The sequence below is a fragment of the Paraburkholderia sp. SUR17 genome (genome assembly GCF_029536165.1).
GTDB lineage: Bacteria > Pseudomonadota > Gammaproteobacteria > Burkholderiales > Burkholderiaceae > Paraburkholderia > Paraburkholderia kururiensis.
Map to the genome: position 1 here is coordinate 1123628 of NZ_CP120508.1, position 25428 is coordinate 1149055.

The 25428-nt window shown below is 64.4% G+C and carries 16 protein-coding genes; 13 read left to right on the top strand and 3 right to left on the bottom strand.

Annotated elements, in window-relative coordinates; all coding sequences use genetic code 11:
- Positions 1-150: 150 nt before the first annotated feature.
- The 6 genes from P2869_RS05065 to P2869_RS05090 all read left to right on the top strand — a co-directional run bounded on the left by P2869_RS05065 (position 151) and on the right by P2869_RS05090 (position 15101).
- Positions 151-11844: a hemagglutinin repeat-containing protein gene (locus P2869_RS05065; protein WP_277597637.1), complete on the top strand. Its 11694-nt coding sequence runs from the start codon at positions 151-153 to the stop codon at positions 11842-11844.
- A 381-nt stretch (positions 11845-12225) separates the two neighbouring features.
- Positions 12226-12876 (top strand): hypothetical protein, encoded by a 651-nt coding sequence (locus P2869_RS05070; RefSeq protein WP_277597638.1) that lies wholly within the window; start codon positions 12226-12228, stop codon positions 12874-12876.
- Positions 12877-13158, top strand: a complete 282-nt coding sequence (locus tag P2869_RS05075) for a hypothetical protein (RefSeq protein ID WP_157977934.1) — start codon at positions 12877-12879, stop codon at positions 13156-13158.
- Positions 13155-14006 (top strand): hypothetical protein, encoded by an 852-nt coding sequence (locus P2869_RS05080; RefSeq protein ID WP_277597639.1) that lies wholly within the window; start codon positions 13155-13157, stop codon positions 14004-14006. The genes P2869_RS05075 and P2869_RS05080 overlap by 4 nt, the downstream gene beginning before the upstream one ends.
- 10 nt (positions 14007-14016) lie before the next feature.
- Complete coding sequence (locus tag P2869_RS05085) at positions 14017-14289, top strand: hypothetical protein (protein ID WP_277597640.1); 273 nt, start codon at positions 14017-14019, stop codon at positions 14287-14289.
- Positions 14286-15101 carry an Imm49 family immunity protein gene (locus P2869_RS05090; protein ID WP_277597641.1) on the top strand — a complete coding sequence of 272 codons (816 nt, stop codon included), beginning with the start codon at positions 14286-14288 and terminating at the stop codon, positions 15099-15101. The genes P2869_RS05085 and P2869_RS05090 overlap by 4 nt, the downstream gene beginning before the upstream one ends.
- Positions 15102-15705: 604 nt before the next feature.
- Here the strand turns inward: P2869_RS05090 and P2869_RS05095 are convergent.
- Complete coding sequence (locus P2869_RS05095) at positions 15706-16599, bottom strand: LysR family transcriptional regulator (protein ID WP_232833577.1); 894 nt, start codon at positions 16597-16599, stop codon at positions 15706-15708.
- 85 nt (positions 16600-16684) lie between these two features.
- On the opposite strand from P2869_RS05095, the gene P2869_RS05100 reads away from it, so the two are divergent.
- From P2869_RS05100 to P2869_RS05125, 6 genes are all read left to right on the top strand, one after another.
- Positions 16685-17461, top strand: a complete 777-nt coding sequence (locus P2869_RS05100) for an NAD(P)H-dependent oxidoreductase (protein WP_277597642.1) — start codon at positions 16685-16687, stop codon at positions 17459-17461.
- Between the two features lie 90 nt (positions 17462-17551).
- Entirely contained in the window at positions 17552-18307 is a 756-nt protein-coding gene (locus tag P2869_RS05105) for a DUF3348 domain-containing protein (RefSeq protein WP_277598057.1), read from the top strand.
- Positions 18308-18341: 34 nt separating this feature from the next.
- On the top strand, positions 18342-20468 hold the full coding sequence (locus P2869_RS05110) for a DUF802 domain-containing protein (RefSeq protein ID WP_277597643.1): 2127 nt from the start codon (positions 18342-18344) through the stop codon (positions 20466-20468).
- Complete coding sequence (locus P2869_RS05115; RefSeq protein ID WP_017777687.1) at positions 20465-21121, top strand: OmpA family protein; 657 nt, start codon at positions 20465-20467, stop codon at positions 21119-21121. Before P2869_RS05110 ends, P2869_RS05115 begins: the two co-directional genes overlap by 4 nt.
- Complete coding sequence (locus P2869_RS05120; protein WP_346833739.1) at positions 21114-21983, top strand: DUF2894 domain-containing protein; 870 nt, start codon at positions 21114-21116, stop codon at positions 21981-21983. The genes P2869_RS05115 and P2869_RS05120 overlap by 8 nt, the downstream gene beginning before the upstream one ends.
- A 217-nt stretch (positions 21984-22200) precedes the next feature.
- Positions 22201-22434, top strand: a complete 234-nt coding sequence (locus P2869_RS05125; protein WP_277597644.1) for a hypothetical protein — start codon at positions 22201-22203, stop codon at positions 22432-22434.
- Between the two features lie 206 nt (positions 22435-22640).
- Here the strand turns inward: P2869_RS05125 and P2869_RS05130 are convergent, their stop codons facing one another.
- Positions 22641-24302: a sigma-70 family RNA polymerase sigma factor gene (locus tag P2869_RS05130; protein WP_277597645.1), complete on the bottom strand. Its 1662-nt coding sequence runs from the start codon at positions 24300-24302 to the stop codon at positions 22641-22643.
- A gap of 161 nt (positions 24303-24463) precedes the next feature.
- Positions 24464-24910 (bottom strand): hypothetical protein, encoded by a 447-nt coding sequence (locus tag P2869_RS05135; RefSeq protein WP_277597646.1) that lies wholly within the window; start codon positions 24908-24910, stop codon positions 24464-24466.
- A gap of 194 nt (positions 24911-25104) precedes the next feature.
- Between P2869_RS05135 and P2869_RS05140 the strand changes: the two genes are divergently transcribed.
- Positions 25105-25359: a hypothetical protein gene (locus P2869_RS05140; RefSeq protein WP_017777692.1), complete on the top strand. Its 255-nt coding sequence runs from the start codon at positions 25105-25107 to the stop codon at positions 25357-25359.
- The last annotated feature ends 69 nt before the right edge of the window (positions 25360-25428 follow it).

A 25428-nucleotide genomic window follows, 5' to 3' on the forward strand; every position in this document is an offset into this window, starting at 1 on the left:
TGTGGACTGTCGTGCAGGAGACGGCGACAGGCTTCGGCAAGGGACGATCGACGGGCACGGCGCGCAAGGCCTCTGTCGCGCTGGAGCGTGCCGGCTTCATCGATATGCTGCCGATGCGGCACGTCGCATTCGCCGCGCTGTGTGTTGGGCATGCAGCCGCTCGTGGTGGATGCCCAGGTCGTGGCCGCGCCCGGAGCCGCGGGCACGAAGACGGCGGTCGGTGTGAGCGCCAATGGTTTGCCGGTGGTGCAGATCGCAACGCCGAACGGTGCAGGCGTATCGAACAACACCTACACGCAGTACAACGTGGGTTCCTCGGGGCTCGTCCTCAACAACTCGGCAAACAACGTGCTCACGCAGCAGGCCGGGTATGTGGCAGGCAACCCGAATCTCGCATCGGGCAGTGCGCGCGTGATCGTCAACCAGGTCGTGGGCGGCAACGCGAGCCAGTTGCTTGGCTACACCGAGGTGGCCGGGCAGCGGGCGGAAGTCGTCATCGCGAATCCTGCGGGCATCTACTGCAATGGCTGTGGCTTCATCAACACGAGCCGCGGCATTCTGACGACCGGCACGCCGGTGTTCGGCGGCACCGGCAGTCTGGACGCGTTTCACGTGACGGGTGGTCAGATCCAGGTGGGCGCTGCCGGCCTCAACGGCAGCAATGTCGACCAGGTCGACCTGATTGCGCGCAGCGTGGCAATCAACGGCAAGGTGTGGGCGGGGCAATCGCTCAACGTCGTGGCGGGCAACAACGACGTTCGTCACGACGACCTCAGCGCCCAGTGGCTTGGCTCGGACGGCAACAGCCCCGGCGTGGCGATCGACGTCGCGCAGCTGGGCGGCATGTACGCGGGCAAGATCCGGCTGGTGGGTACGGAGGCGGGCGTCGGCGTCAATAGCGCCGGCACGATCGCGTCGCAGTCAGGCGATGTCCAGCTCAACAGCCAGGGCAAGGTGACCCTCTCGGGCACGACGAGTGCAAGCGGCAACGTGGCGATTACGGCTGCGGACGACGTGTCGAACAGCGGCTCCGTCTACGCCACCGGGGACGCGACGCTCAACAGCCAGGGGCAGATCACCAACAGCGGCACGGTAGCGGCTCTCGGCAACACCACGGTGACGGCGGCAAGCGTGAATTCGGGCGGCGCACTTGGCGCGGGCGTCGATGCGAGCGGCAACGTGACGGGCGCGGGCAGTCTCACGGTAACGGGCACGGGTGCGGTGACGGCGACGGGGCGGCAGATGTCGGGCGGCAATCTCACGCTGTCGGGCAGCAGTCTGAACATGGCGGGTGCGCAAACGTTGACGCGAGGCAATGCGGCCCTGATCGCGACGGGCGCGGGTGGCGATACGGGCAATATCGTTCATGCGGGCGGTTCGCTGCAGGTCGGCGGCAGTTTGACGGCGAACGCCGCCGGGACGTTCTCGAACGATCAAGGGCAAACGGGCGCCGCGCAACTGGGCGTGACGGCAGGGGCCATTTCGAACCGAGGCGGCACGCTTTCGCAGACCGGTGCGGCCGACACGACGCTCGTCGCTTCCGGCGCGCTCGACAACACGGGTGGCACGATCACCACCAACGCGCAGAATGCGACGCTGCGCTCAGGCAGCTTCACGAACGCGAATGGACAGATCAGCCAGGCGGGCAACGGGACACTGAACATCCAGACGGGTTCGCTCGACAACAGCCGCGGCAGCATTGCCACGAATGGCAGAGCCACGGTCTCCGCCGCTAGCCTGGGCAACAGCGCGGGTTCGATCACCTCCGCACAGTCACTCAACATCGCGTCTAACGGTGACATCGACAATACGGCGGGTCGGCTCGAGGCGAGCGGGGCCGTCGACGTATCGGCGGCCAACGTGCAAAACGCCGGCGGGCGCATCGTGTCGCAAAACGGCGATGGCCTGACGCTGACGGCGAGCGGCCAGATCACGAACGCCTCGGGCACCACCGCGCAAGGTGCGACGGGCGGCGTGATCGGCGGCAATGGCAACGCGACCATTCGCGCAGCATCGCTGACGAACAGCGGCACGGTTACCGCTGCGCAAACGCTCGGTGTAACGACCTCGGGCGCGCTCGACAACAGCGGAGGCACGTTGAACGGCGCGACGCTGTCTGCGAGTGCCGCGTCGCTGAAGAACGCGGGCGGGGCGATCAGTGGCAACACGGTGTCCCTGAGCGCGCCGCAGTTCGACAACAGCAGCGGCCAGATCACGGCGAACCAGCTGAATCTCAGCGCGACCCACTTCGCGAACGCACATGGTGTGCTTACCCAGCTCGGCACCGGCGCGATGGGTTTCGACGTGAGCGGCGCGCTGGACAATTCGAACGGCGGCGTGATCCAGACCAACAGCACGGACCTCACGCTGGCGCCTGCCACGCTCGACAACAACGGCGGCACGATCACGCACGCGGGTACCGGCACGTTGACCATCGATGCGGCCAGCGGCGCAGGTGGTGTCACGAACGTCGGCGGCACGGTGACCACCAACGGACGGGCTGCGCTCTCCGCAGGCAGCATCGACAACACACGCGGGACGATCAGCGCCCAGACCGGACTTGCCGCGGCCGTCGCCGGTGCGCTCGACAACACGCACGGGCAGATTGTGTCGAACACCGACATGAGCCTGGTCAGCGGCGGCGCGCTGACCAACGCCAGCGGCACGATCGCCGCGACGGGCGACGGTTCGGTACAGGCTGCGTCGGTCACGAACAGCGGCAGCATCACGGCGGGCGGCACGCTCAGTACGACGGCAACGAATACGCTCGACAACAGCGGCGGCACGCTGAGCGCGCAGACCGTGACCGCTCGGGCTGCTTCGTTCAGGAACGCCAGCGGTGTGGTCAGTGGCAATACGCTTTCTTTCGTCGTGCCGCAACTCGACAACAGCGGCGGCCGGATCACCGCCAATCAGCTGGATCTGGCAGCAACGAACCTGACCAATGCCCAAGGTTCGCTGACCCAGCTGGGATCGGGCGTGATGGGCATGGGCGTGAGCGGCACGCTGGACAACTCGAACGGCGGGGTGATCCAGACCAACAGTACGGACCTCACACTCGCGCCGGCCACGCTCGACAACGACGGCGGCACGATCACGCACGCCGGGTCGGGAACGTTGACCATCGACGCAGCGAACGGAACAGGCGCCGTCACGAACGTGGGGGGCACGATCGTCAGCAACGGCCGTACGACGCTTTCCGCGGGCAGCGTGAACAACACCGGCGGCGCGCTCGGAGGCCACTCGGGGCTTGTCGCGACGGTGTCGGGCGCAGTCGACAACACGCGCGGTCAGCTCGCATCGAATGCGGACCTCGACGTGTCGAGCGGCGGCGCGCTTACCAACACCGGCGGCACGATGAGCGCGACGGGCAACAGCTCGGTGCAGGCTGCGTCATTGACGAATGGCGGCACGATCACGGCAGGTCAGAACCTCGACGCCACGGTGGCAGGGTCGCTCGACAACAGCGGCGGCACGATGAGCGCCCAGAGCGTGACGGCCCATGCCGCGTCGCTGCGCAATGCTGGCGGCACGGTGAGCGCCAATACCGTATCGTTGACGGTGCCCCAGCTCGACAACAGCAGCGGCAGGATCGTTGCCAGCCAGCTCGGCATTACCGCCACGAATCTGACGAACGGGCACGGGTCACTGACCCAGCTTGGAACCGGCGCCATCGGGCTGGATGTCAGCGGAACGATCGACAACTCAAACGGCGGCGTCATCCAGACCAACAGCACGGACCTCACGCTTGTTCCCGCCGCGCTCAATAACAACGGCGGCACGATCACGCACGCCGGTACCGGAACGTTGACCATTGCTCCGGGCAGCGGCGCGGGATCGGTATCGAATGTCGGCGGCCATATCGCCACCAACGGCCGGGCCACCATATCCGTGCGCAGCCTCGACAATACGAGCGGTACGCTCGCTTCGCAGGGCCTGATGTCTGCGGTCGTTCAGACCGTGTTGAACAACACGGGCGGTCGGTTGTCGTCAGGCACGGGGTTGACCGCGTCGAGCGGTGGCGCGCTCGTCAACGCGGGCGGCGTGATCGGCGCGGGCGGCGCAGCCGCGGGCAGCACGCTCAGCCTTTCCGCGAGTTCGATCAACAACGCGGGCGGCGCGATTACCAACGTCGGCACGGGCGCGACGACCGTCAACGGCGGCAGCCAGATCGCGAACAGCAACGCCGGTGGCGCGGCGGGCATGGGGGCGATCAGCGGCAGCGGCAATGTCACGCTGACAGCAGCGTCGATTTCGAACACGCAGGGCGGCCAGTTGAGCGGCGCGAATCTGCAGATCAACGCAGGCAACCTCGACAATAGCGGCGGCAGGATCGGCAACGTCGCAAGCAGCACCGGCGACGTCGGCATTACGACGGGCGGCAATCTGAACAACGCCAGCGGGCAGATCGGGGCGTCCCGCAATCTCTCGGTAGCGGCCAGCTCACTCGTGGGCAGCGGCGCATACAGCGCAGTCAACGACCTCACGCTGAACCTGCAGGGCAACTTCACCACGGCCCCGGGCTATGGCTTCAGTGCGGGACATAACCTGACCTTCACGCTGCCGGGCACCTTCAGCAACGGCGGCTCGCTCGCCGCGGTCAACGGCCTCGTCATCAATGCGGGCGATATCCAGAACACCGGCACCATGGCAGCCGGCGGGCTCCTCGCCACGCATTCCAATACGCTGACCAACACGGGCACGATCGTGGGCGGCAGTCTCTCGCTCAATGCGACGCAAGTCCTGCAGAACCTGGGCACAAGCGCACTGATCGGTGCGACCGACAGCGCCGGCGTCCTCGAACTGCTCTCCGCCGATATCGAGAACCGGGACGACACGACTGCAACCGATGCCCCGGCCATGACCGCGATCTATGGTCTCGGCCGGGTTGTGCTGGCTGGCGGCAAGGACGGGAACGGCAACTACGTCAACGCGGGCCTCGTGCACAACCAGTCGGGCCTGATCCAGTCGGGCGGCGACATGCAGATCGCCGCGAACCAGGTAACGAACACGCGACGTGCGATGAGCACGTCCGGGTTCACGTCCTCGGTCGACCCGGCTTTGCTGCAAAGCCTTGGGATCAGTCTGTCAGGGTGTACGGCCACCGACATGGCTGCCTGCGGCCCTGGTAATCCGCAGGTCATGGGCTCGAAAGGCAGTCCGACGATGATCGGAGGCGTGCCCACCGATCCGCCGCACGGCGGGCAGTGGAACAGCACGTACCAGTACACGACCTATACGGGTGTAGCAGTCGCCAACACCGTCACGTCGGTGAGTCCGGGCTCGCAGATCATCGCGGGCGGTAACCTGAACGCCTCTTCGGTCGGCACGTTCCAGAACTACTGGAGTCAGGTGGCGGCGGCGGGCAATATTGCGATGCCGGCTACGCTCGACCAGAACAGCTGGCAGGGACAGACTGCACCGCAGGTGCAGGTCACCTATTCCGGCGAATATCACTACGACAACTACGACAACAGCGAACACAACTGGCAGTTGCCGTTCGGCGACGCGCCGTTCGTCGGCTCCCGTCCGGGCGGCTACACCCAGGCAGCGCCTGCTGACATCCGCACGTATGCGTTGCCCGCCTACGAGTCCTCGTTCACCGCGGGCGGCACGCTGAGCGGCACCGGCGTGACCCTCAACAACACTGCGGGCAATGCGTCCGTGACGCCGCTCGGGCTGCTACCGGGACAGAGTATTTCCGGCGCTGGTGCGGGGGCGGTCAGCGGGACGATTGCCACCGGTTCGACAGGCGGCAGGGTCGGTGCCGGTTCGGTGAATGGAACGGTCAGCACGGGCGGCGGCGCGCGGGCCGTTACCGGCGCGGTACAGGGTGGCCACATCGCCAACAGCGGCCTCGCCAACTTCAACAATCCCATCATCGCGGGCGCGACCGCGGTGACGGTGTTGAACAACATTACGTTGCCCAAGGGGGGGCTCTTCAGCGTCGACGCCGCGCCGAACGCGCCGTACCTCGTGGAGACCAACCCGGCCTTTACGAGCCAGCAGCAATGGCTCTCGAGCGACTACTACTTCCAGCAGATGGGCATGAACCCCGGCCAGATCCAGTTGCGGCTGGGCGATGGGTTCTACGAGCAGAAGCTCGTGCAGGACCAGATCATGTCCATGACGGGCAAGTCGGTACTGACGAACTACGCCAATACGCAGGACGAGTTCAAGTCGCTGATGACCTCGGGTGCCGAGCTTGCGAAGTCGCTCAATCTCGCCCCAGGCACGGGCCTGTCGCCGGACCAGGTGTCGCAGCTTACGAGCAACGTCGTGATCATGCAGAGCCAGATCGTCGATGGGCATGAGGTGCTCGTGCCGGTTGTCTATCTGGCGAAGGCGAGCCAGGAGAACATGGGCAACGGCCCGGTGATCGCAGCGACGGACATCGATCTGCAGAATGCGACAACGGTCACCAACAGCGGCACGATCAAGGCGGCAAACAGCTTCGCCATCAGCGCACAGAGCATCGACAGCTCGTTCGGTACGCTGCAGAGCGGCGGCAACATGGCGCTCGTGACGTCAGGCGACGTGAACCTCACGTCGGCGACCGTGAACGCCGGCAACCTCGCGCTGCAGGCGGGCGGCAACCTCGTGCTCGATACGAAGGTAAAGACGCTCGACCAGGTGAGCAGCACCGGCGCAACGCGCGTCACGGCAACGCTTGGACCGCTGGCGAGCATCAACGTGGCGGGCAATGCGGCCATCATCACCGGCGGTAACTTCGAGCAGAACGCGAGCAGCCTGAACGTGGGTGGCGCGCTCGGCATGAGCATTGGCGGCAACTGGAATCTCGGCTCCGTACAGACCGGCGAGCATAAGGTCGTGGAGCGGGCCAACGGCGTGTCCGACACGGACATGAACCAGTCGGTGGGCAGTTCGGTCAAGGTGGGTGGCCCGTCGGTAATCGCCGTGGGTGGCGACCTCACTGCTACAGGCGCGAACATCAAGCTGGGCGGCGGCGGCACGATCGCGGCGGCCGGCAACGTGACGCTGCAGGCAGCGACTGCGACCTCGACTGTGAACAGCAACAGTTCCGGCAGCGACCATCACGGCAGCTACGCGGAGACGCTGCATACGTCGGATGATGCGGTGACGGGGACGACGCTGCAGAGCGGTGGCAGTCTCAACATCGTGTCCGGCAAGGACATCAACGTGACGGCCAGTACCGTGTCGCTCGATAAGGGCAACGCCGCGCTGATCGCCGCAGGCAGCGTCAACGTCGGCACGGCCACGGAAACGCATGTCTCCGATTCGCACGAAACGCACAGCCACAGCGGCGTGGCGAGCCATACGAGTGCGGTCAACCAGGTCGATCAGACGTCCACTTACTCCGACGGCAGCACGATTTCCGCGGACGGCGTCTCCATCGTCAGCGGCAAGGACATCAACGTGACCGGCAGCAGCATCGTCGGCACGCATGACGTTGGGCTTGCCGCGAAGGGCAACGTCAACATCGTCGCCGCGACGGATACCTATCAGGATTCCGAGTTCCACGATGTGAAGCACTCCGGCTTCTCCGGCACAGGCGGCATCGGCATCAGCTACGGGTCGAGCGAGCAGAAGGATCAGTACAGCGCGAACTCTGTCACGCAAAGCCAGTCGCGCAGCACGGTCGGCAGTGTCGAGGGCAACGTTGCCATTTCAGCCGGGAAGGACGTCCATATCGGCGGCAGCGACATCGTTGCCGGCAAGGCAGCGGCAGACACGACCGGTGCGACCGGCAACATCGCGATCCAGGCACAGAACATCACGATCGACCCGAGTCAGGACACAGCGAACGAGCATGACCACCAGGAAGCGCACTCGAGCGGCATTTCAGTCGCGGTGACCGGCACGCCGCTCGACACCGTGCGCAACCTGTCGAGCGCCGGCTCGTCGGGCACCGCGTTTAGTCGTGCGCAAGGCATCGGCAACGAGATTGGCGCCAGCGCGGCCGATACGCCCTCGGTGACGCTGTCGTACGGGCGCAGCAGCAGCTCGAGCACGACAGACTCTTCCAGCTTGACGAGCATGGGCAGCACGATCCGCGGTGGCGGAAACGTGACTCTCGTGGCAACGGGCGCAGCGGCGGACTTGGGGGACGGCGCGATGATGCGCAGAGGCCCGTCTGCGCCACTGGTCGGCGGGGATATCACGCTCACGGGCTCCACGATTTCGGCCGGCGGTACCACCACGCTCGATGCTAACCGCAACGTGACGCTGCAGGCGTCGACTAACCAGTACGCGCAGACCAGCCAGTCCAGCAGTTCGAGTTCGAGCTTCCAACTGGCAAGCCCCAGTCCGGGCGACCTGTCGCGCTGGATAAGCGGCGGCCCGAACAGCGGCGGCGTGAGTCCGTCGCCCTACAACGCAGGCCGCAGCGCGTCGGACAACAATGGCACCTCCACGCAACAGGCAGCCAGCACGGTAACGGGTAACAGCGTGGTGGTGAAGAGCCACACGGGCGACATCAATGTTGTGGGCTCCGGGATCAGCGGCACGCAAGGGGTCGACCTGATCGCAAGCGAGGGGGCGATCAACGTACTGGCCGGGCTCGACACGAGTACCAACCATCAGGATTCGAGCAGCCATCAGTTCGGCAGTCTGGGAAGCAACGGCACTGGCACAGGTTTCAGCGTGGGCGTGGCGAACAGCCATACCGTGCAGGACAACGCGTCGCAGACGCAGAGCACGATGCGCAGCCAGATCGTTAGCGGTAACGGCAACGTAACGCTCGACGCGAAGCAGGACGTAACCGTTGCCGGCTCTGATCTTGGCGCGGGCAAGGACCTGACGCTGATCGGAAGGAACCTGAACCTCGATCCTGGCACCGACGCCATGCAAAGCAGCATGAGCCAGGACTCGAGCCAGTTCGGGGTAAGTCTGGCGTTGAGCGGCGCGGCCGGCAATGCGGTGGCGGCGATCAACCAGGCGACGGGCCCGCACCGTTCGAGCGATTCGCGGCTTGCCGCGCTGGGCGACGCGCAGGCCGCGCTGGCCGCCTATAACGCCTATAACGTCGCGAGCGCTGTGGGCGCTGGAAAGGCCACCGGCCAACCGCTGATCAAGGCGACCGTGAGTATTGGCGGAGGTTCGAGCCATAGCGACTCGCAGAGCAGTTCGGTGGCCAACGACGGCAGCACGTTGCATGCGGGCGGTAATGTAAACCTGATTGCCACGGGCAGCGGCACGAAGGACGCGGCAGGCTTCGCGACAGACGGCGACATCAACGCGCGCGGCACGCAGATCTCCGGGCAGAACGTGACGCTGGATGCGGCGCGTGACGTCAACCTGCAGAGCGCCGTGGATACGAGCCAGCAGTCCAGCCACAACAGCAGCAGCGGCGGCAGCATCGGCGTGGGGCTGGGTCTCGGCGGGCAGCAGAACGGTTTCACGCTGGAACTGGCGGCGAACACGTCGCACGGCGAGGCCAACGGACAGAGCGCGACGAACCGCGACACTCAGATCAGCGCCAGCAACACTTTGTCGATCACGAGCGGTCGCGATACGAATCTGCGCGGAGCCGAAGTGGCCGGCGATACCGTGGCGGCGAGCGTGGGCCGTGACCTGAACATCCAGAGCCCGCAGGACAAGAGCACTTACGACAGCAAGCAGTCGAGCGGTGGATTCCAGGCGAGCATCTGTATTCCGCCGTTCTGCTGGGGCCAGACAGTGAGCGGCAGCGTGAGTGTCAGCCAGCAGGACATCAAGTCGGACTTCCAGTCGGTGAACCAGCAAAGCGGCATCTACGCGGGCAACGGCGGTTTCAACGTCAACGTCGGCAACCATACGCAGCTGGACGGTGGGGTGATCGCGAGCACTGCGAGTGCCGACAAGAACAGCCTTTCGACGCAGAGCTTCGGCTACACGAATCTGGACAACCACGCGAGCTATTCGGGCGACACGATCGGCTTCAGTGCAAGCGGCGGCACGGGCTGGAGCGCGAAGGACGGGGCCACCGTCAAAACGCCGGTGACGCAGGTCGCATCACACTTGCCGGGCCCGCAGAACTCCCAGGGGCTTGGCCCGAGCGGCTTCTCCGTAGCAGGCACGGGCAGTGATGCATCGGGCACGACGTACGCGGCGGTGAGCGCGGGAACGATTACCGTGCGCGGCGATGCGGGCACGGGCCATGACAGCACGGCTGGCCTGAGCCGCGATACGGCCAATGCCAACGGTGCCGTGCAGAATACATTCGACGCGCAGAAGGTGCAGAACGACATGGCAGTGCAGCAGGGCGTGGGCCAGGTCGGGATGCAGGTGGTGGGGGATATTGCCGGCGCATTGTACGACCGGGCCAAAGCGGCCCGGGATAACGCGATAAAAGCTCAGGCTGCCGCCGAGGCAGTCAACGATACGGCGGGAGTGGCACAGGCGCAGGCGGACCAGACGGCGGCCGAGCAGCAAATGGCGCTGTGGGCCAACGACGGGACGGCCCGGATCGGCGCGCATGCCATCGTGGCGGGGCTTGGGGCGGCGCTGGGCGGAGGCAATGTGGCCGGGGCGATGGGCGGCACGATTGCCGGCGACATGGCCAGCAATGCGACTAGCCATACCTTCGACGATTCGCTGGGCGGAAAGCTGCTGTCGAACGCCATCGCGGGACTTGCGGGTGCGGCTGCAGGCGGCGCGCTAGGCGGGTCAGCGGGGGCGATGAGTGGCGCGGGTGGGGCGTTGAATGCTGATCTTTACAATCGGCAACTCCACCCCGATGAAAAGAAGAAGCTGGCGGATCTGCAGAAGGGGAAAAGTGCGGACGAGCAACACAAGCTTGCTGCTGCCGAGTGCGCCCTGACGCAATGTGCAGCGGGTGTGCCGGACAACGATCCGGACAAGGCGGCGCTGACGAAGTTGCAGAACGAAGGGCAGAGCTACACGGCCGAACAACGGCAGTTGAAGGATGCAGGGGCGTTCGATGGCTATGGGTGGGCGGATACGATCGTCGATCTGAACGACCGCTATCATCTAACGACTCGTGCGGGGGGGGCGGTGCAGGGTGTGACGGGCGCGGCCGCGGCAGTTGGTATTGCAGGGGCTGGATGTTCCACGGGTGTTGGATGTGCGCTTGCATTGACCGCTGCGGGCACGAGTTTAGATTACTCATACGCGGGTTTAAAGACGGCGGTGAGTGGCGATACGGCGTCGACGTACGGACAACAGGTGCTGCAAAGCCTCGGGATGACGCCTTATGCGGCGGGACTGACATATGCGGGGCTTAACCTTGGCGGATCGGTCGGAATTGCAGTGCTGACCAATCAGGCGGGAAACGATGTGGCGGCATTGAACAATATGGCGCGACAGTCGTACACGACCGAAAGGTTTGGCGCCCAGGGACTGCAGCCGACAACCGATGTGATGAAGACCCAACAAGCTCAGGCTGTGGTGGATGCATACACGGCGGCGGGAGTTCCCCTGCAAGATGCTCAGAAGTACGCTGCCGGTCTTATTGAGACGGGCACGACCTTACCTACGACCCTCGCCGTCAATGCCGATACGGAACTTATCAAGGTGGTCCCTAAGGGAACGTTTGGCGGTGATTCGGTTTCCGCATATTCTCCGTACTTCATGACCAGAGCGGAATACGATGCACTGTCTAAGCTACCCGCCGATCAGGTCGCAGCAAAGCTTGGTCTTCCTGCCGAACAGGCTGTGCGGGGATCGCAGTTTGGTTTCGATGTCTATTCGATGACACCTCGGCCGGGAACTGACCCGCAGGCGTTTACTAGCAAGGTAGCGCCTGTACAACAAGGAGCATACTCGGCACCGGGTGGTGCTCAACAGGTGCTGGTACCTAACCGTGGTGAGTGGACTGATCCGAACACGAACAAGATCGGGGAAATCAAAGGGCGTTTCTGACAGCGCTTGGTTCTTTAGCGCGGTCGATAATTTGAGTGTCGGAGATGTGAATGAGTGGGATATCAGAACGTATTCGGACTTGTATAAGTGTTGGGAACTACGAGGAGGCCTATTCAATTGGCCGAGATGCGTTACGAGAGTCGGCGCCACACCGCGATGAGATCGTCGCGGCACTATGCGAATTAACGGCTCAACTTCGGTCGGATTGCATGGGGTTGGCGGCGAGAAAAATGGATTCTGGCGCAGCCTACGAGGCGCTCGAACTTCTTCTACGTAAGACGAACGAGTTGACAGGGCAAGATATGTACGGCTGCTTTAAAGCCAACTGATCTTTACAATCGGCAGTTGCATCCGGATGAGAAACAGTGGGCGAAGGACAATGTGAAGGCATTCGAAAAGTATTACCAGGACCAAACCGGGCAATCTCTCACGGATGCAGAAGCACAAAATATGCTGCTGGCAGCTGGCTACCAGAGAACCGATAAGTTGGCGGGTAGTGGCCCTGTAGCGAATCAAACTGCTTCGAACTATCTCACGCAGTTTGCGCCGAGTAATCTCTTCTCGGCTACATTAGAGGAGTATGCGAATCCTGGAATATTGACTGGACCGATGACGCCTGAGCGAGCGGCTTTGGGAGGAATAGGGTTTGGCACAGTGACGGTGCAATTTGGTTTAAATGCAAGCGATCATCTATTTAGCGTAGGTGGCGGTGGTGAAGTGGGCGCAGCAATTAGCTTGGGAGATCATCCGAACCTTTGCGTATACGGCCAGGCTTGCGGAAATTACGGCCTTGGGATGTATGCGGGAGCAGGTGGGGCGGTAACCATTTCGCAGGGCGGAGCCACCACAGGAATTTCGGGCAGCAAGGGGGGCTTTATTTCTGGAGGAGATGGGATAGCCGGTGATACCACGATTACGAGAGACCCGTCGGGCAATGTTTCAGGAGGAAAAGGGGTCTTCGGTGTCGGTATCGGTGGTGCTGCTGGCGTCACGCAATGTAAGCAAGCCTCCGCTTGTATATCGGGGAATTAAATGATTTTCAGAATATTGTCACTTCCGGTCGCGCTGTTGTTTTTTGCTGCGTTTTTTTTGGTTAGGCGTTACTGCGGGGATGAGAGATTCAAACCGCTCCGGATCGCCTCTTATGGATTTGTTTTTGCTGGCGTTGGCTTGATTTTTGGGGCAATGGGGTGGATGGACTTGGGAATATTTTCAGTTGCCATTGGTATCTGCAATTTTTTCGTTGGAGTGCTCGTTCATATGGGGTCGGTTGCCAGAAAGCGTTTGCCTCCGCCGCGAGACTGGGACGAGTGAGAGGAATCAACCCCAATCTTTACAACCGGCAATTGCATCCGGATGAGCGTGCGCTAATCAAAAAGTTGGCGCAGCAGAAGGCCGAGCAGACCTGCAATGGCGATGCTGCCTGCATCTCGACATCGACCACCGCTTGGTCTGATTTGCTTGAGCGCGTAGCCGAAGGCCAAGTCGACGACGTGGCCAATGCCAAGAACATGGCGTATCTTCAGAACATTTTGCAGACGGCGGCTATGCCGAATAGCGAGGGTGCGCTCGGCGGTGTTGACACATATTTGAAGAACTTGCAGACCGCGCAAGATATGCTGGCGCCGTACATGGGCAAACCGATTATGGTCGGGGGCAGCCCGATCATGGCCGATGGAGGCGTGGAGACATATTTCAGTGCGACGCCGGCGCAGTGCGCGGATCAGTACACCAACTACATTCTGGGCACGCAGGCTCCCGGGCCTGTCGTGCCGAGAATGGACCTGCGCGATCAAAACCGCCTTGGTTACCTTGCTACCTCCAACGGTTCCGCTCAGCCCGATTACACCTTGGAGCAAATGCTGCTAGGTGGCGCGGTGACCAACAAAGTGATTGGCACTGTCGGGCGCGCTCTAGGGGCACTTGACGCGACCCTCGCGGGCGAGGTGGTTGCCTCTCCGGGAGGTTTCATTGCAACCGGCCAAGTGACGAACCAGGGTATGACATTGCCGCTATCGGCTGCGGATCGCGCAATGCTTTCTCAGATCGACAACTTGCCGAATATGACCTTGCAGGGTGACGCGCGCGAATTTGTCGTAAACAACTTTTGCGCGCAACGGTTTCACACAGCTCGATGGAAAGTGTGGCGTCAATTGCTTTGACGGAGTGTATGTGAAAGGCGACATGGTCTATATCAACGAGGTCAAGCCACTCAATGCGAACGGGGCAATCAAGCTGAATGGCCCTTCCGGATCCTTACCGACGCAGATGACAGATGATTGGGTGACCGGTGCAATCGATCGTCTGCGGCAAACAGGTGATGCTGCTGCGATGCAAACCGCGGACATTATTCAAGCGGCAAAGGATAATGGGAAGCTTGTTAAGTTGGTTACCGGTGTTGATAGCCAAGGGGCAACTGTTGTCAAACTCGGAGGGGCAAAATGATTGAACTAAGCCGCGATCAAAAGCTTCTCAATGTCCTTGGCGCAGAGGAAAAGGCAAGCCTTCGTCAAATCGAGTGGTTCGTGCATCGTCGAAAGACAGTCAGGTTAGGCAGCATTCTTTGCGGCCTCGCAGGGTACGCGCGAAACAGAGCTATTTATGCCTATTTCACTGAGCACGACCTCGAGAAGTGTAAGCAGAATTTCTATCTGGCGTCCAAGCTCATTCTCGCAAGCGTGGGGCAGGATGGAGGCGCTTCTTTCGAGGTGGGAAGAGATATTGAGATTGCACTGCTATCTGACTGCGAGGAGGTAGTTAAAGAAATTGCTCGTCTAGAAACGGCGGATTTGGTGAACGAACGCAATAATCCATTGTATAGCCGTTTCCACGTCTACATGTTGCAAATGACAATCCGCGGCGAGGATCAAACGGTTCGTGCCATGATCGAGAAAATTGCAGAGCACGGCCGAAAGCCACTGCGAACGGAGTGTGCCGAAGGCCGTGATTTCTTTTCGCTTTTACTCAAGGGTGATAAGGCAGGCCTGGAAGAGCTAATCGCGAAGCATGCATCTATCAAAGGAAGCGACGATGTGGCGGAAGAGTTCATGGCTTACCGCGGTACCCTGGAGGCCAAGCTGTGCTGGTATCGGGGCATCCCCGTTGAGATCGAGCATCCCCTGATTCCGATGGAACTACTGCCTATCCGTCCGCTGAGGCACTACGATAACGTTCACGACTTCCTTGAGCCAGGGTGGGTGCCGCCACCGCAGGGTTTCCTTGGCAAGCTGTCTCAATTGTTTGGCGGAAAGCCGTGACCTTTACAAGCGGCAGTTGCACCCGAATGAGCGGCAGTGGGCGAAGGATCATGCGAAGGACTTCGCGAAGTTCAAGCGTGGGTGATGACGAGCCTATCGTCCGGTACGACATCTTTTGTTCCTAGTCAACCAGCACCGAAATGAAATGAAGCAATCACGAATTGACCAACTCTTACGGAGCGGCAGTTGGAAGGGAGCTTGTGCCCGAGTAACTGGGGTAGTCCTCGTCTATCTCGGACTTGTGTACCTTCCGGGTGCTATCGCTTGGGGCTCCAAACATTGGGGGCTAACGCCCATGTCTGTACGCCAAGTGGCAAGCCACGGCACGATCGTATCGATTTACCGGATTGCATTCATCGTTGCGCTTTCAATTGAAGCCATCGGCTGGGGTGTGGTGGCTGTGAGGAAGTATCGCCGAGGCCGAAATCAAACTAAGAGGCACGTGTAGATTGATGGATCTGATGGCTCAGTGAAACCGCGAGCCCTCAGCCAAGACAAGCAGCAGGTCAGCTCCACCGATCCCTTGAGCAATGACGTGGCGACCTATGTTCCCTGGCCACAAACCGTACATCGACGCCCGACAAGACAGCACCGTAATCACCCCTCAAACCCCACCCCCCACAAACTCCCTCAACCACCGATGCGCCGGGTCCCGATGCACACGCTCGTGCCACAGCATCGACATCTCGTAGCCCGGCACATCCACCGGCGGTTCGACCACGCGCAGCGTGTCCATGCCGCGCACGAGCCGTTCGGGCAGCATCGCGACCAGATCGGTGCTTTCCAGCACTGACCGCACGAAGAGAAAGTGCGGCACCGAAAGCACGACGCGGCGCGTCATGCCGGCTTTGGCGAGCACGTCGTCCGTAACGCCGACGAAGCCGCCGCCCTTCGGCGACACGATCACATGCTCGAGCTGGCAAAACTGCGCCAGCGTCGGGCGGCGCTTCAATCGTGGATGTCCGGCACGGCCGACCAGCACGTATCGCTCGGTAAACAAGGCGCGGCGTCGTAGGGTGGGCGGCGCGTCCTCGGTGGTGTGGAACGCGAGATCAATCGCGCCTTGTTCGGCCTGCTTCGCCAGTTCCGATGGCGGGACGGTCACCACCGCGAGTCGCGTGCCCGGCGCCGCCGCGCGCAGACCGCTCAAGGCGGGCAGCACGATCGTCGATTCGCCGTAATCGAATGCCGAGACGCGCCACGTGTGCGTGGCCCTGGCCGGGTCGAACGCACGCGCCGGCAGCACCGCGCGCTCCAGCGCTTCGAGTGCCTGCCGCAGCGGTTCGCGCAGTTCGTCGGCTTTCGCCGTGGGCCGCATGCCACGCGGCCCCGGCAGCAGCAGCGGGTCGCCGAACACGCTGCGCAGCTTCGCCAGTTGCACGCTGACCGAAGGCTGCGCGAGATGCAGGCGCTCGGCGGCCCGCGTGACGTTGTGCTCGGAGAGCAGAACGTCGAGCGTGATCAGCAGATTGAGGTCCAGCTTTCTGAGATCGTCCATGGCAATACCTGTCATATTGGGAATTCATTTCCAATATACCGGCGTCGCACCTATCCTGCCTTCGTTCACCTACGGAGGCTTACTCATGAACGTCTTGCTGGTCTACGCCCATCCCGAACCGCGCTCGTTGAACGGGTCGCTGCGGGACTTCACCGTCAACCATCTTCAGCGGGCGGGGCACGCGGTCCAGGTCTCGGACCTCTACGCGATGAACTGGAAAGCCGTGCTCGACGCGAGCGACTACCCCGAGCGCGAAGCCGGCGCGCCGTTCAATCCCTCGCTCGATTCGAAGCATGCCTTCCAGCACGGCACACAAGCCGCGGACATCGCGCGCGAGCAGGAGAAGCTGCGCTGGGCCGACACGGTCATCCTGCAATTCCCGCTCTGGTGGTTCACGATGCCGGCCATCCTCAAAGGCTGGGTGGAGCGCGTCTATGCATACGGCTTCGCCTACGGCGTGGGCGAGCACTCGGACACGCACTGGGGCGACCGCTACGGCGAAGGCATGATGAAGGGCAAGCGCGCCATGCTCGTCGTCACCACGGGCGGCTGGGAATCCCACTACGGTTCGCGCGGCGTGAACGGTCCCATCGACGACATCCTGTTCCCGATCCAGCACGGCATCCTCTATTACCCGGGCTTCGACGTGCTGCCGCCGTTCGTCGTCTATCGCACGAGCCGCATGGACGAAGCCCGCTTTGCGCAGGTGCGCGAGGCGCTGGGTCAGCGGCTCGATACGCTCGACACGGCCGCACCCATCCCGTTTCGTCAGCAGAACAGCGGCGCGTACGAGATACCGGCGCTCACGCTGCGCCCTGACCTCGCGCCGGGCGAAGCCGGATTTGCGATACACGTAGGTTGAATCGCGACCATCCGCATGTTCCCTTCCTGACAAAGACGACGGCCGGGCCGCGGGCAGCGTGTAAACTGCTGCCTTTTTGCCTCTGGTCGTATCGTGCAAGCCCCGCCCCGTACCGCCTTTGGCGGTCCGACCCTCGTTCGTCTGCTGGCCCGTCTCGCCGATGCCGATGTTCCCGCGTCCACGCAGTCGCTCTCCGACCGTCTGAGCCAATGGCTCGGCTGGACCGACGCCATCGCGCTCTCATCGGCGCTGAACGCGAATCCGCCCGCGGTGGTGGGAAGCGCGCGTCCGCCTGGCCGAGCCGAGGACGAACTGTGCGCGAGTGTGCGGAACACGCTGACGAAGGCGATCGCTAACGACGCCGTGCTCGCCGTCAGCCGGCGCACGCGCGCGCCGCGCGGCGGCTCACAGGCCATGCCGGAGCCGGCGGCGGGTGACTACGCCGCGTTTCGTCAGTCCTATCTTTCGTTGCAGCAGGCGATGGAAACGGACATCGGCGACCTGCGCGGCCGCCTGCGCGCCTTGCTCGCGGCGCGCACGTCCGGCCTCGCGCGGCTCGCCGTGCTCGATGCCGTGATGGAGCGCGCGCTTTTCGCACGCGAGCGCACGCTGCTCGCGTCGGTGCCCACGCTGCTCGGTGTTTACTTCGAGCGTTTGTGCCGCGAGGCGCAGGCCGATACACCGCCCGCAGCGGACGCCTCCAACGACGCCCCGCCGATGCTCTCAGGCGAACGCCACGACGCGTTTCGCCGCGATGTGCAGAGCGTATTGCTGGCCGAACTCGAAGTGCGGTTTCAACCGGTCGAAGCGCTGCTCGCGGCGCTTCGCACCCGCCAAGCCCGCTAATCAAAACCCTATGCAAGACCCCATGCAAGAGCCCATGTCCAGCATGTCCCGCGCCTTGTCCTCATTTCGCATCGACCTCGTCGTCTTCCTGGCGGGTCTCGCCGCCGTGTGCTGGATTGCCGTGGGCTACGCCGCCTCGAATCCGCTCGCTTCGGCGGTGACGCTCCTGATCGGCGCCTGCTACGTGGCGGGCGCGCTGGAATTGCGCCGCTACCGGCTCGCTACCGCCACGCTCGTGCGCGCCGTCGCGGGTCTGGCGGGGCCCGTGGACCACCCGCCCGCGCTCGGCGCGTGGCTCGACCAACTCGACGCAAGCCTGCGCGGCGCTGCGCGCGCGCGCGTGGAAGGCGAGCGCGCTGCCTTTCCGGCGCCCGCGCTTACGCCGTATCTCGTGGGCCTGCTCGTGCTGTTGGGCATGCTGGGCACGCTGCTCGGCATGGTCGCGACGCTCAAGGGCACCGGCGCGGCGCTGCAAGGCGCGAGCGATCTCGATGCCGTGCGCACCACGCTCGCCGCGCCCGTGAAGGGGCTCGGCTTCGCGTTCGGCACCTCGATTGCGGGCGTGGCGACTTCCGCGATGCTCGGCCTGCTCGCCGCGTTGTGCCGACGCGAGCGTGGCGAGGCCGTGCAGTTGCTCGACGCGAAAATCGCGACGACGCTGCGCGCCTACTCGCAGGTGTATCAGCGCGAGCAGACCTTCAAGCTCATGCAGCGCCAGGCCGAGGCCATGCCCGTGCTCGTCGAGCGCCTGCAAACGATGATGACCGCGCTCGAGCAACAGAGCGCAACTGCCCACGAGCGGCAGATGGCGGGCCAGCAGGCGTTTCTCGGCAAGACCGAGGCCACCTGGGCGAGCCTCGCGGCGTCCATGCGGCAATCGCTGAAAGAGAGCGCCGCCGAAAGCGCGCGCGCCGCGGGCGCCGCGCTCCAGCCGGTAGTGGAAGCGACCATGGCGGGGCTTTCGCGCGAGACCTCGTCGTTGCATGACACCGTGGCGCAAGCGGTGCAGCGGCAACTCGACGGCCTTGCGAGCGGTTTCGAATCCACGGCGACCAACGTCTCTGAGGTCTGGAACCGCGCGCTCGCCGAGCATCAGCGCTCGGGCGAGGCGTTCACGCAGCATCTGCATACGTCGGTGGACCGGCTTGCCGAGGCCTTCGAGCAACGCTCGGCCGGCATGCTGGAAGGCGTGGCGGCGCGCCTCGATGCCACGGCGACCGGTCTCTCGCAGGCGTGGAACGAGGCGCTCGCGCATCAAGGCGAAGCGAGCGCGAAACTCGCCGCGGCCAACGAGCAGGCGCTTGCCGCCGCCGCGGCCGGCTTCGAGCAGCACGGCGCCGCGCTCGTGCAGGCCATGAACGAATCGCACGCGAATCTGCAGACGCAACTCGCCTCACGCGACGAAGCGCGGCTGCAGGCGTGGACCACGTCGCTCGCTTCAATGGCCGCGGCGCTGCGCGAAGAATGGCAAGACACTGGCGCACAGACCGCGAGCCGTCAGCGCGAAATCTGCGAGACGCTGGCCAGCACGGCGCAAGCCATGTCGGCGCAGAGCGAGGCGCATGCGCGCGAAACCATCGGTGAAATTTCGCGGCTCGTCGCGGCGGCGTCCGAGGCGCCGAAAGCCGCTGCCGAGGTGGTGGCCGAACTGCGTCAGAAGCTCTCGGAAAGCATGGTCCGCGACACCGCGATGCTCGAAGAGCGCAGCCGCATCCTGGACACGCTGTCGACCTTGCTCGACGCGGTCAACCACGCATCGACGCGGCAGCGCGAGGCGATCGACGCGCTCGTGGCCACCTCGGCCGATCTGCTCGAACGCGTGGGCGCGCGCTTCACCGACAAGGTAGAGACGGAAGCCGCGCGGCTCGACGGCGTGGCAGGCCAGGTGAGCGCGAGCGCCGTCGAGGTTGCGAGCCTTTCGGACGCCTTCGCGGGCGCGGTGCAGGTGTTCGGCGCATCGAACGACCGGCTGGTGACGCACCTGGAGCGCATCGAGAGCGCGCTCGACCGGTCGCTCACGCGCAGTGACGAGCAGCTTGCGTACTACGTGGCGCAGGCGCGGGAAGTGATCGACCTCAGCATGCTGTCGCAGAAGCAGATCGTCGAAGACCTGCAGCAGCTTGCGGGCCGGCAGGCACCGGCAGGAGCCGATGCGGCATGAGCGACGAAATCGACAGCGGCGCAGGCACGGTAGAGACCACGGCGCCCATCTGGGCCGCGTTCGGCGACCTGATGTCGGTGCTGGTGGGGGCGTTCGTGCTGATTCTGGTGGGCGTGATCGGTCTGCAGATCGAACTCTCCTCGCGGCTGCGGGAAGAGACACGCCAGCGGCAACTGGAGGCGCAGCATCGCAAGACGCTCGAACAGGCGCTCGCGGGGCCGCTCGCCGCGGGGCGCGTGACGCTTGTGAACGGGCGCATCGGCATTAACGGCAGCGTGCTTTTTGCGCTCAATTCCGACCAGTTGCAGCCGCAGGGCCGCGACCTGCTGAAGAGCCTCGCGGGACCGCTCGCGGCGTTCCTCAAGACCAACAACGAGATGCTGATGGTGAGCGGCTTTGCAGACGACCTCCAGGTGCGCTCCGGCAATCGCCAGTTCGCGGACAACTGGGAACTCTCGGCCAAGCGCGCGCTCACCGTGACGCGTGCGTTCATCGATGCGGGCATTCCTGCGTCGTCCGTATTCGCAGCCGCGTTCGGCTCCCAGCAGCCCGTGAGTTCGAATGCGGACAAGGAAGGGCGCGCGAAGAACCGGCGCGTGGAGATTACGGCTGTCCCGAAGCTGGCGACGGCCAACGGTGAGCATCGTGAATAGCTCGGGGGAGCGCGTGGCGCCGGGCGATCGTGAACCCAGCGCTGGAGACTCGGGCGACGGCGCGGCGTCGAACGCCGTCGCCGGCGAATCTCGTCACGACGCCCGCTCCGAACCGGCTGCGGTGCGCGATGCGGCCGCCATGCCGGATGCGGTGACTCAGGCGCAGGCGCTGCTCGATAGCTGGCGCGAGCGCGGCGCGGAGCGCATCGCGCCCATGCGCTTTCGCTTCATCGACGCGCTGCACCGCCGTGCCGCCGCGCACAGCGGCGAGACGCGGCGATTGCTCGACGAAAAACTGACGCAAGCGTTGGATGAATACAGCGCGGAACTCGCGCGCGCAGGTTTCGCTACCGCCGATGCAGCGCAGGATCGCGCCGCTTCACAACACCGCGCTTCACAACAACGCGAACCGGCTCGCGGAGCGTTGTCGGAACTGATCGATTACGTCGCCCGAGGTGCGCAGCCGAGCGCGGACAACCGTACCGGCCCGGCAGGCAAAGACGGCAGCCGCGACGCGGCCCAGCCTGCACCGTTGAGGCCCGACCTCTCGAGCTGGCCCGAAATGGATCTGCTCGACTACTTCCGTGCCACGTGGTCGCGGCTCAGCGCCGAACGACAATTGCGTCAGTCCGAAGATCGCGTGCCGCGCAACGCGGGGCCGCTCAATTCGAGCAGCCTCGTGCATCGGTCGCTCTCGCTGATGCGTGAACTGTCGCCGGGCTATCTCCAGCACTTCCTGTCGTATGTCGATGCGCTGTCGTGGGTCGAGCAGATGAATGGCGCCGCCGTTGCGCCGAAGGACGCACCGCGCGCTGCGAACACGGCAACGGGAAAGAAGGGCGAGCGAAGCCGCGCACGTTAGCGCGGGTCAGGGCGACCGGCGAGGGCGACCGGCGAGGGCCACCAGCATGGACGGCGGGCGCGGGTGACCGGCGCGAAACACTATGGTCTGCGGAAAAGCGCCCCACGCAAAGGGCTGCAGCCATTGATGCGGGTCAAGTCGCCACGGCACCCCGTCCTATAACGTGGGAGGTGCCGCGCACGCCGATCGCGCCTCGAGCCTACGACGAGGACTCATCATGCTCAGCCCCCACGAATTCGCCACGCTCATGCTCATCAAGCACGGGCACAAGCCGCAGCAACTGGACCGTTTCGAGGTGCGCACGCTTCAAACGCACCGCCTCATCACGCTGGAGCAGCGCGAGAGCGAGTACGTGAATGCGTGCGTGACGCCGCGCGGCGATTCGGTACTGCGCGCCATTGCGCGGCTGCCGCAGTTCGCGCCGTTGCCGCCGTTGCCGCCGTTGCGTTAATCCGCGTTCAATTCCGTTTGCGTCGTTCGCGCCCGCGTTCCAGCGGGAAAACTCGTGCCAAACTCGTGCCAGGCGAGGCACAAACGCGATGCAAGGCGATGCAGACGGGGGGGCGCATGCCTGCGCTACGTTCGTTACGTGCACGACACCCCGCCGATTTACCGCAGCCATCCCTCGGCTACGCCCTTCGCTACGCCCTTCGTGTCTCACGCGTCCGCTGCGTCCGCTTCCAGAAACTCGCGAGCCGCGTGCGCTTCGGCCGACGAACGCAGCGCCGCCAGCGCGCGCCGTTCGATCTGCCGCACCTGCTCGCGCGATACGCCGGCTTGCCGCGCGATCGTGTCGTAGGTGTCCGGCGCGCCGCCGCCAATGCCGAAACGCCGCCTCAAGACATCCGCCTCCGAGGGCTTCATCGACTTCAGCAGCGATGCGACGCAGGCGCGCATGCGTCCGTCCACAAGCGAGGCGAACGGCGTTGACGCATTCGTGTCCGCCACGATGTCCACGAGTTCCGTCTCGCCGTCAGGCAGCAGCGCGTCGAGCGACGCGGGTTCCCCGGGCAGCGCGAGCAGCGTTTTCAGCCGCTCTTCGCTGAGCCCGCTTTCTGCGGCAAGCTGGTCGAGGGCGGCGTGGCGCCCCGTGCGCTGACGAATCTGTTCGCCGACGCGCCGTATGCGGCCCAGTTGATCGCTCACATGCACGGGCAGGCGGATCGTGCGGGCACGGTCCGCGACGGCGCGCGACACGGCCTGACGGATCCACCACGTCGCGTAGGTCGAGAACTTGAAGCCGCGCTGATATTCGAACTTGTCGATGGCGCGCATGAGGCCGAGGTTGCCTTCCTGCACGAGGTCGGCGAGTTCGAGACCGCGGTTTGCGTACTTCTTGGCAATCGAGAGCACGAGGCGCAGGTTGGCTTCCAGCATGCGACGCGTGGCGTCGCGCTGGCGGCGTTGGGCGCTGGCCAGCTCGCCTGCGAGCGTGGCGACGAGTTCGGGCGGCACGGTGGCGTTGGCGGCGTCGCCGGCGTGGGCCTGCAACGCACGCAGAACGGCCGACGCGCTTTCCACCGCGCGCGGCGACCATCCGCCAGCCTGAGCCATGTCGACGATGCGCGTGCGCGCGTTGCGATGCGCGCGCGAGCCTGGCCCGCTGCTGCGCAACGCGCGGCGCAGGGCGGCGAGCGCGTGTTTTGTCTGCTCTGCGCTGCCGGCATCCGTGCGAGCGGCGCTTGCCTTGCGGGCGGGCGATTCGGTGTCGGTGTCGTTGTCGGTATCGGAGTCGGCGCCGTCGCTATTGTCACGATCCGCCGATTCGCTTGCCGGCTGGTTCACATTGGCGAGCAGCACGGCAGCGGTTTCCGCACAACCGGCGAGCGCCCACAGCACGTCCCGCCGGGCCGCTTCGATTTCCTTCGCCAGCGTCACTTCTTCGTCGCGCGTGAGGAGCGGTACGGCGTGCATGCGGCGCGCGTAGAGGGCGAGCGGGTCCGTGGAGGCGCTTGCTCCGCGCGCGGCATCTTCGATCAGGTCGCTGGCTTCCTCCAGCACCTCGCGGTCCACGGCAGGCGCCGCATCGTCTGCGAGAAACGTGCCGTCCGGCCGTTCTTCGAGCACTGCGATGCCGGTTTGCCGGAGCACCGTGCGCACGGCGTCGAGCGCGTCCGGCGAGGTGCGCTCGTCCGGAAACTCGTCGACGATGTCGGCGTCGATCAGGTAGCCCTGCGCAGCGGCGAGCGCGAGCAGCCGCGCGACGCTCTGCCCGTACTGGTTCGTGCGGTCGCTGTCATCCGTACGATCGGTGCGGTCGGTGCTCCGGTCCGCGTTCCGGTTCGTGCCTTGTACCCGGTCTGCCGTAGTCATATCCATTGCGGTTTGCCGCCGTCCTGCGTGAGTGAACTCGCGTTCACCCGGTTGCGCTTGCCAGTGAATCGCGGACGCCCGTCCGCCGCGGCTTGCGTGACGCTGGCAAACGTGGGGGCGATTCGCCGAACTTCAACGCGGCCGACGCGACCGCGTTGGCCGTGTGCTTACGCCGTGGCGTTGCGTGCCGCCTTGCCGTCGTGGTGTTCGTCGTGATGTTCGTCGTAGTGGCCGTCCGCGCCGTGCGCCGCGACCTGTTCGCCGAACCACGGCACCTCCGCGCGCAGCGAAGCCGCGTAACCGAACCAGCCGCCGGGATTGCCCGCGAACAGGTGCTCACGCACTGGCGCGGCCAGCGCGTCGTGATCGAGCGTGTCTTCCAGCAGCAACTGGGGCCAGAGACAAAACGCGCGCAGCGCGGCGTCCGCGAATTCGCGCACTGTCATGTGCGCCCACACATATTCGATCAGCGCCACGTCCGCGAGGATGGGCGACGCCGCGATCAGCTCGGCAATCGTTTCGTCGTCGCGTTCGCGCTCCACCACGCGGCTGATGGTCTGCAGCACGCTGCCCAGCTGCAGCAGCAGGGCGCGGCGTTCGTATCCGTCGTTCATCTGGAATGCCTCCGTTGGTCACGCGCGGTTTGCATGCCCTCTATTTACGCAGTGTGCGAGGCGATACGTTTGAGCCATGTCAACGGGCCGGCAAGGTGTCGCGGCCAGCATGGAAAGCTGAAAAGAGGGTCGCGCAGCATCAGGCCGTAGCCGTAGAGCGAGAAACGAAGAACGCAATGAGGAGGGAAACCGCAATGAACCAGACCAACGTGCCGCAGCCCGCTACGGCGAGCGAAATTCGCGACATCGTCGGGCGCGTGGAAGACGACGTCGTGGCGCAGATTCTCGATATCGGGCCGACGAGCGCCGAAGTGCTCGACGCCTGCACCTGGCTGCGTTCGGACGAACGCCGGCAGCAACGGCTCGACCACGAACTGCACGGCCGTGCGGCGCGCGTGCTCGCGATTCTCGAAGTGGCGCTGCCCGATATCGAAGACGGCGGCCCGTGAACGCGGCGCGGTCCGTAACACGCGGAGGCGTGGGGTAAGAACCGGGGCGCGTGGCGTAAGCGCCGATAA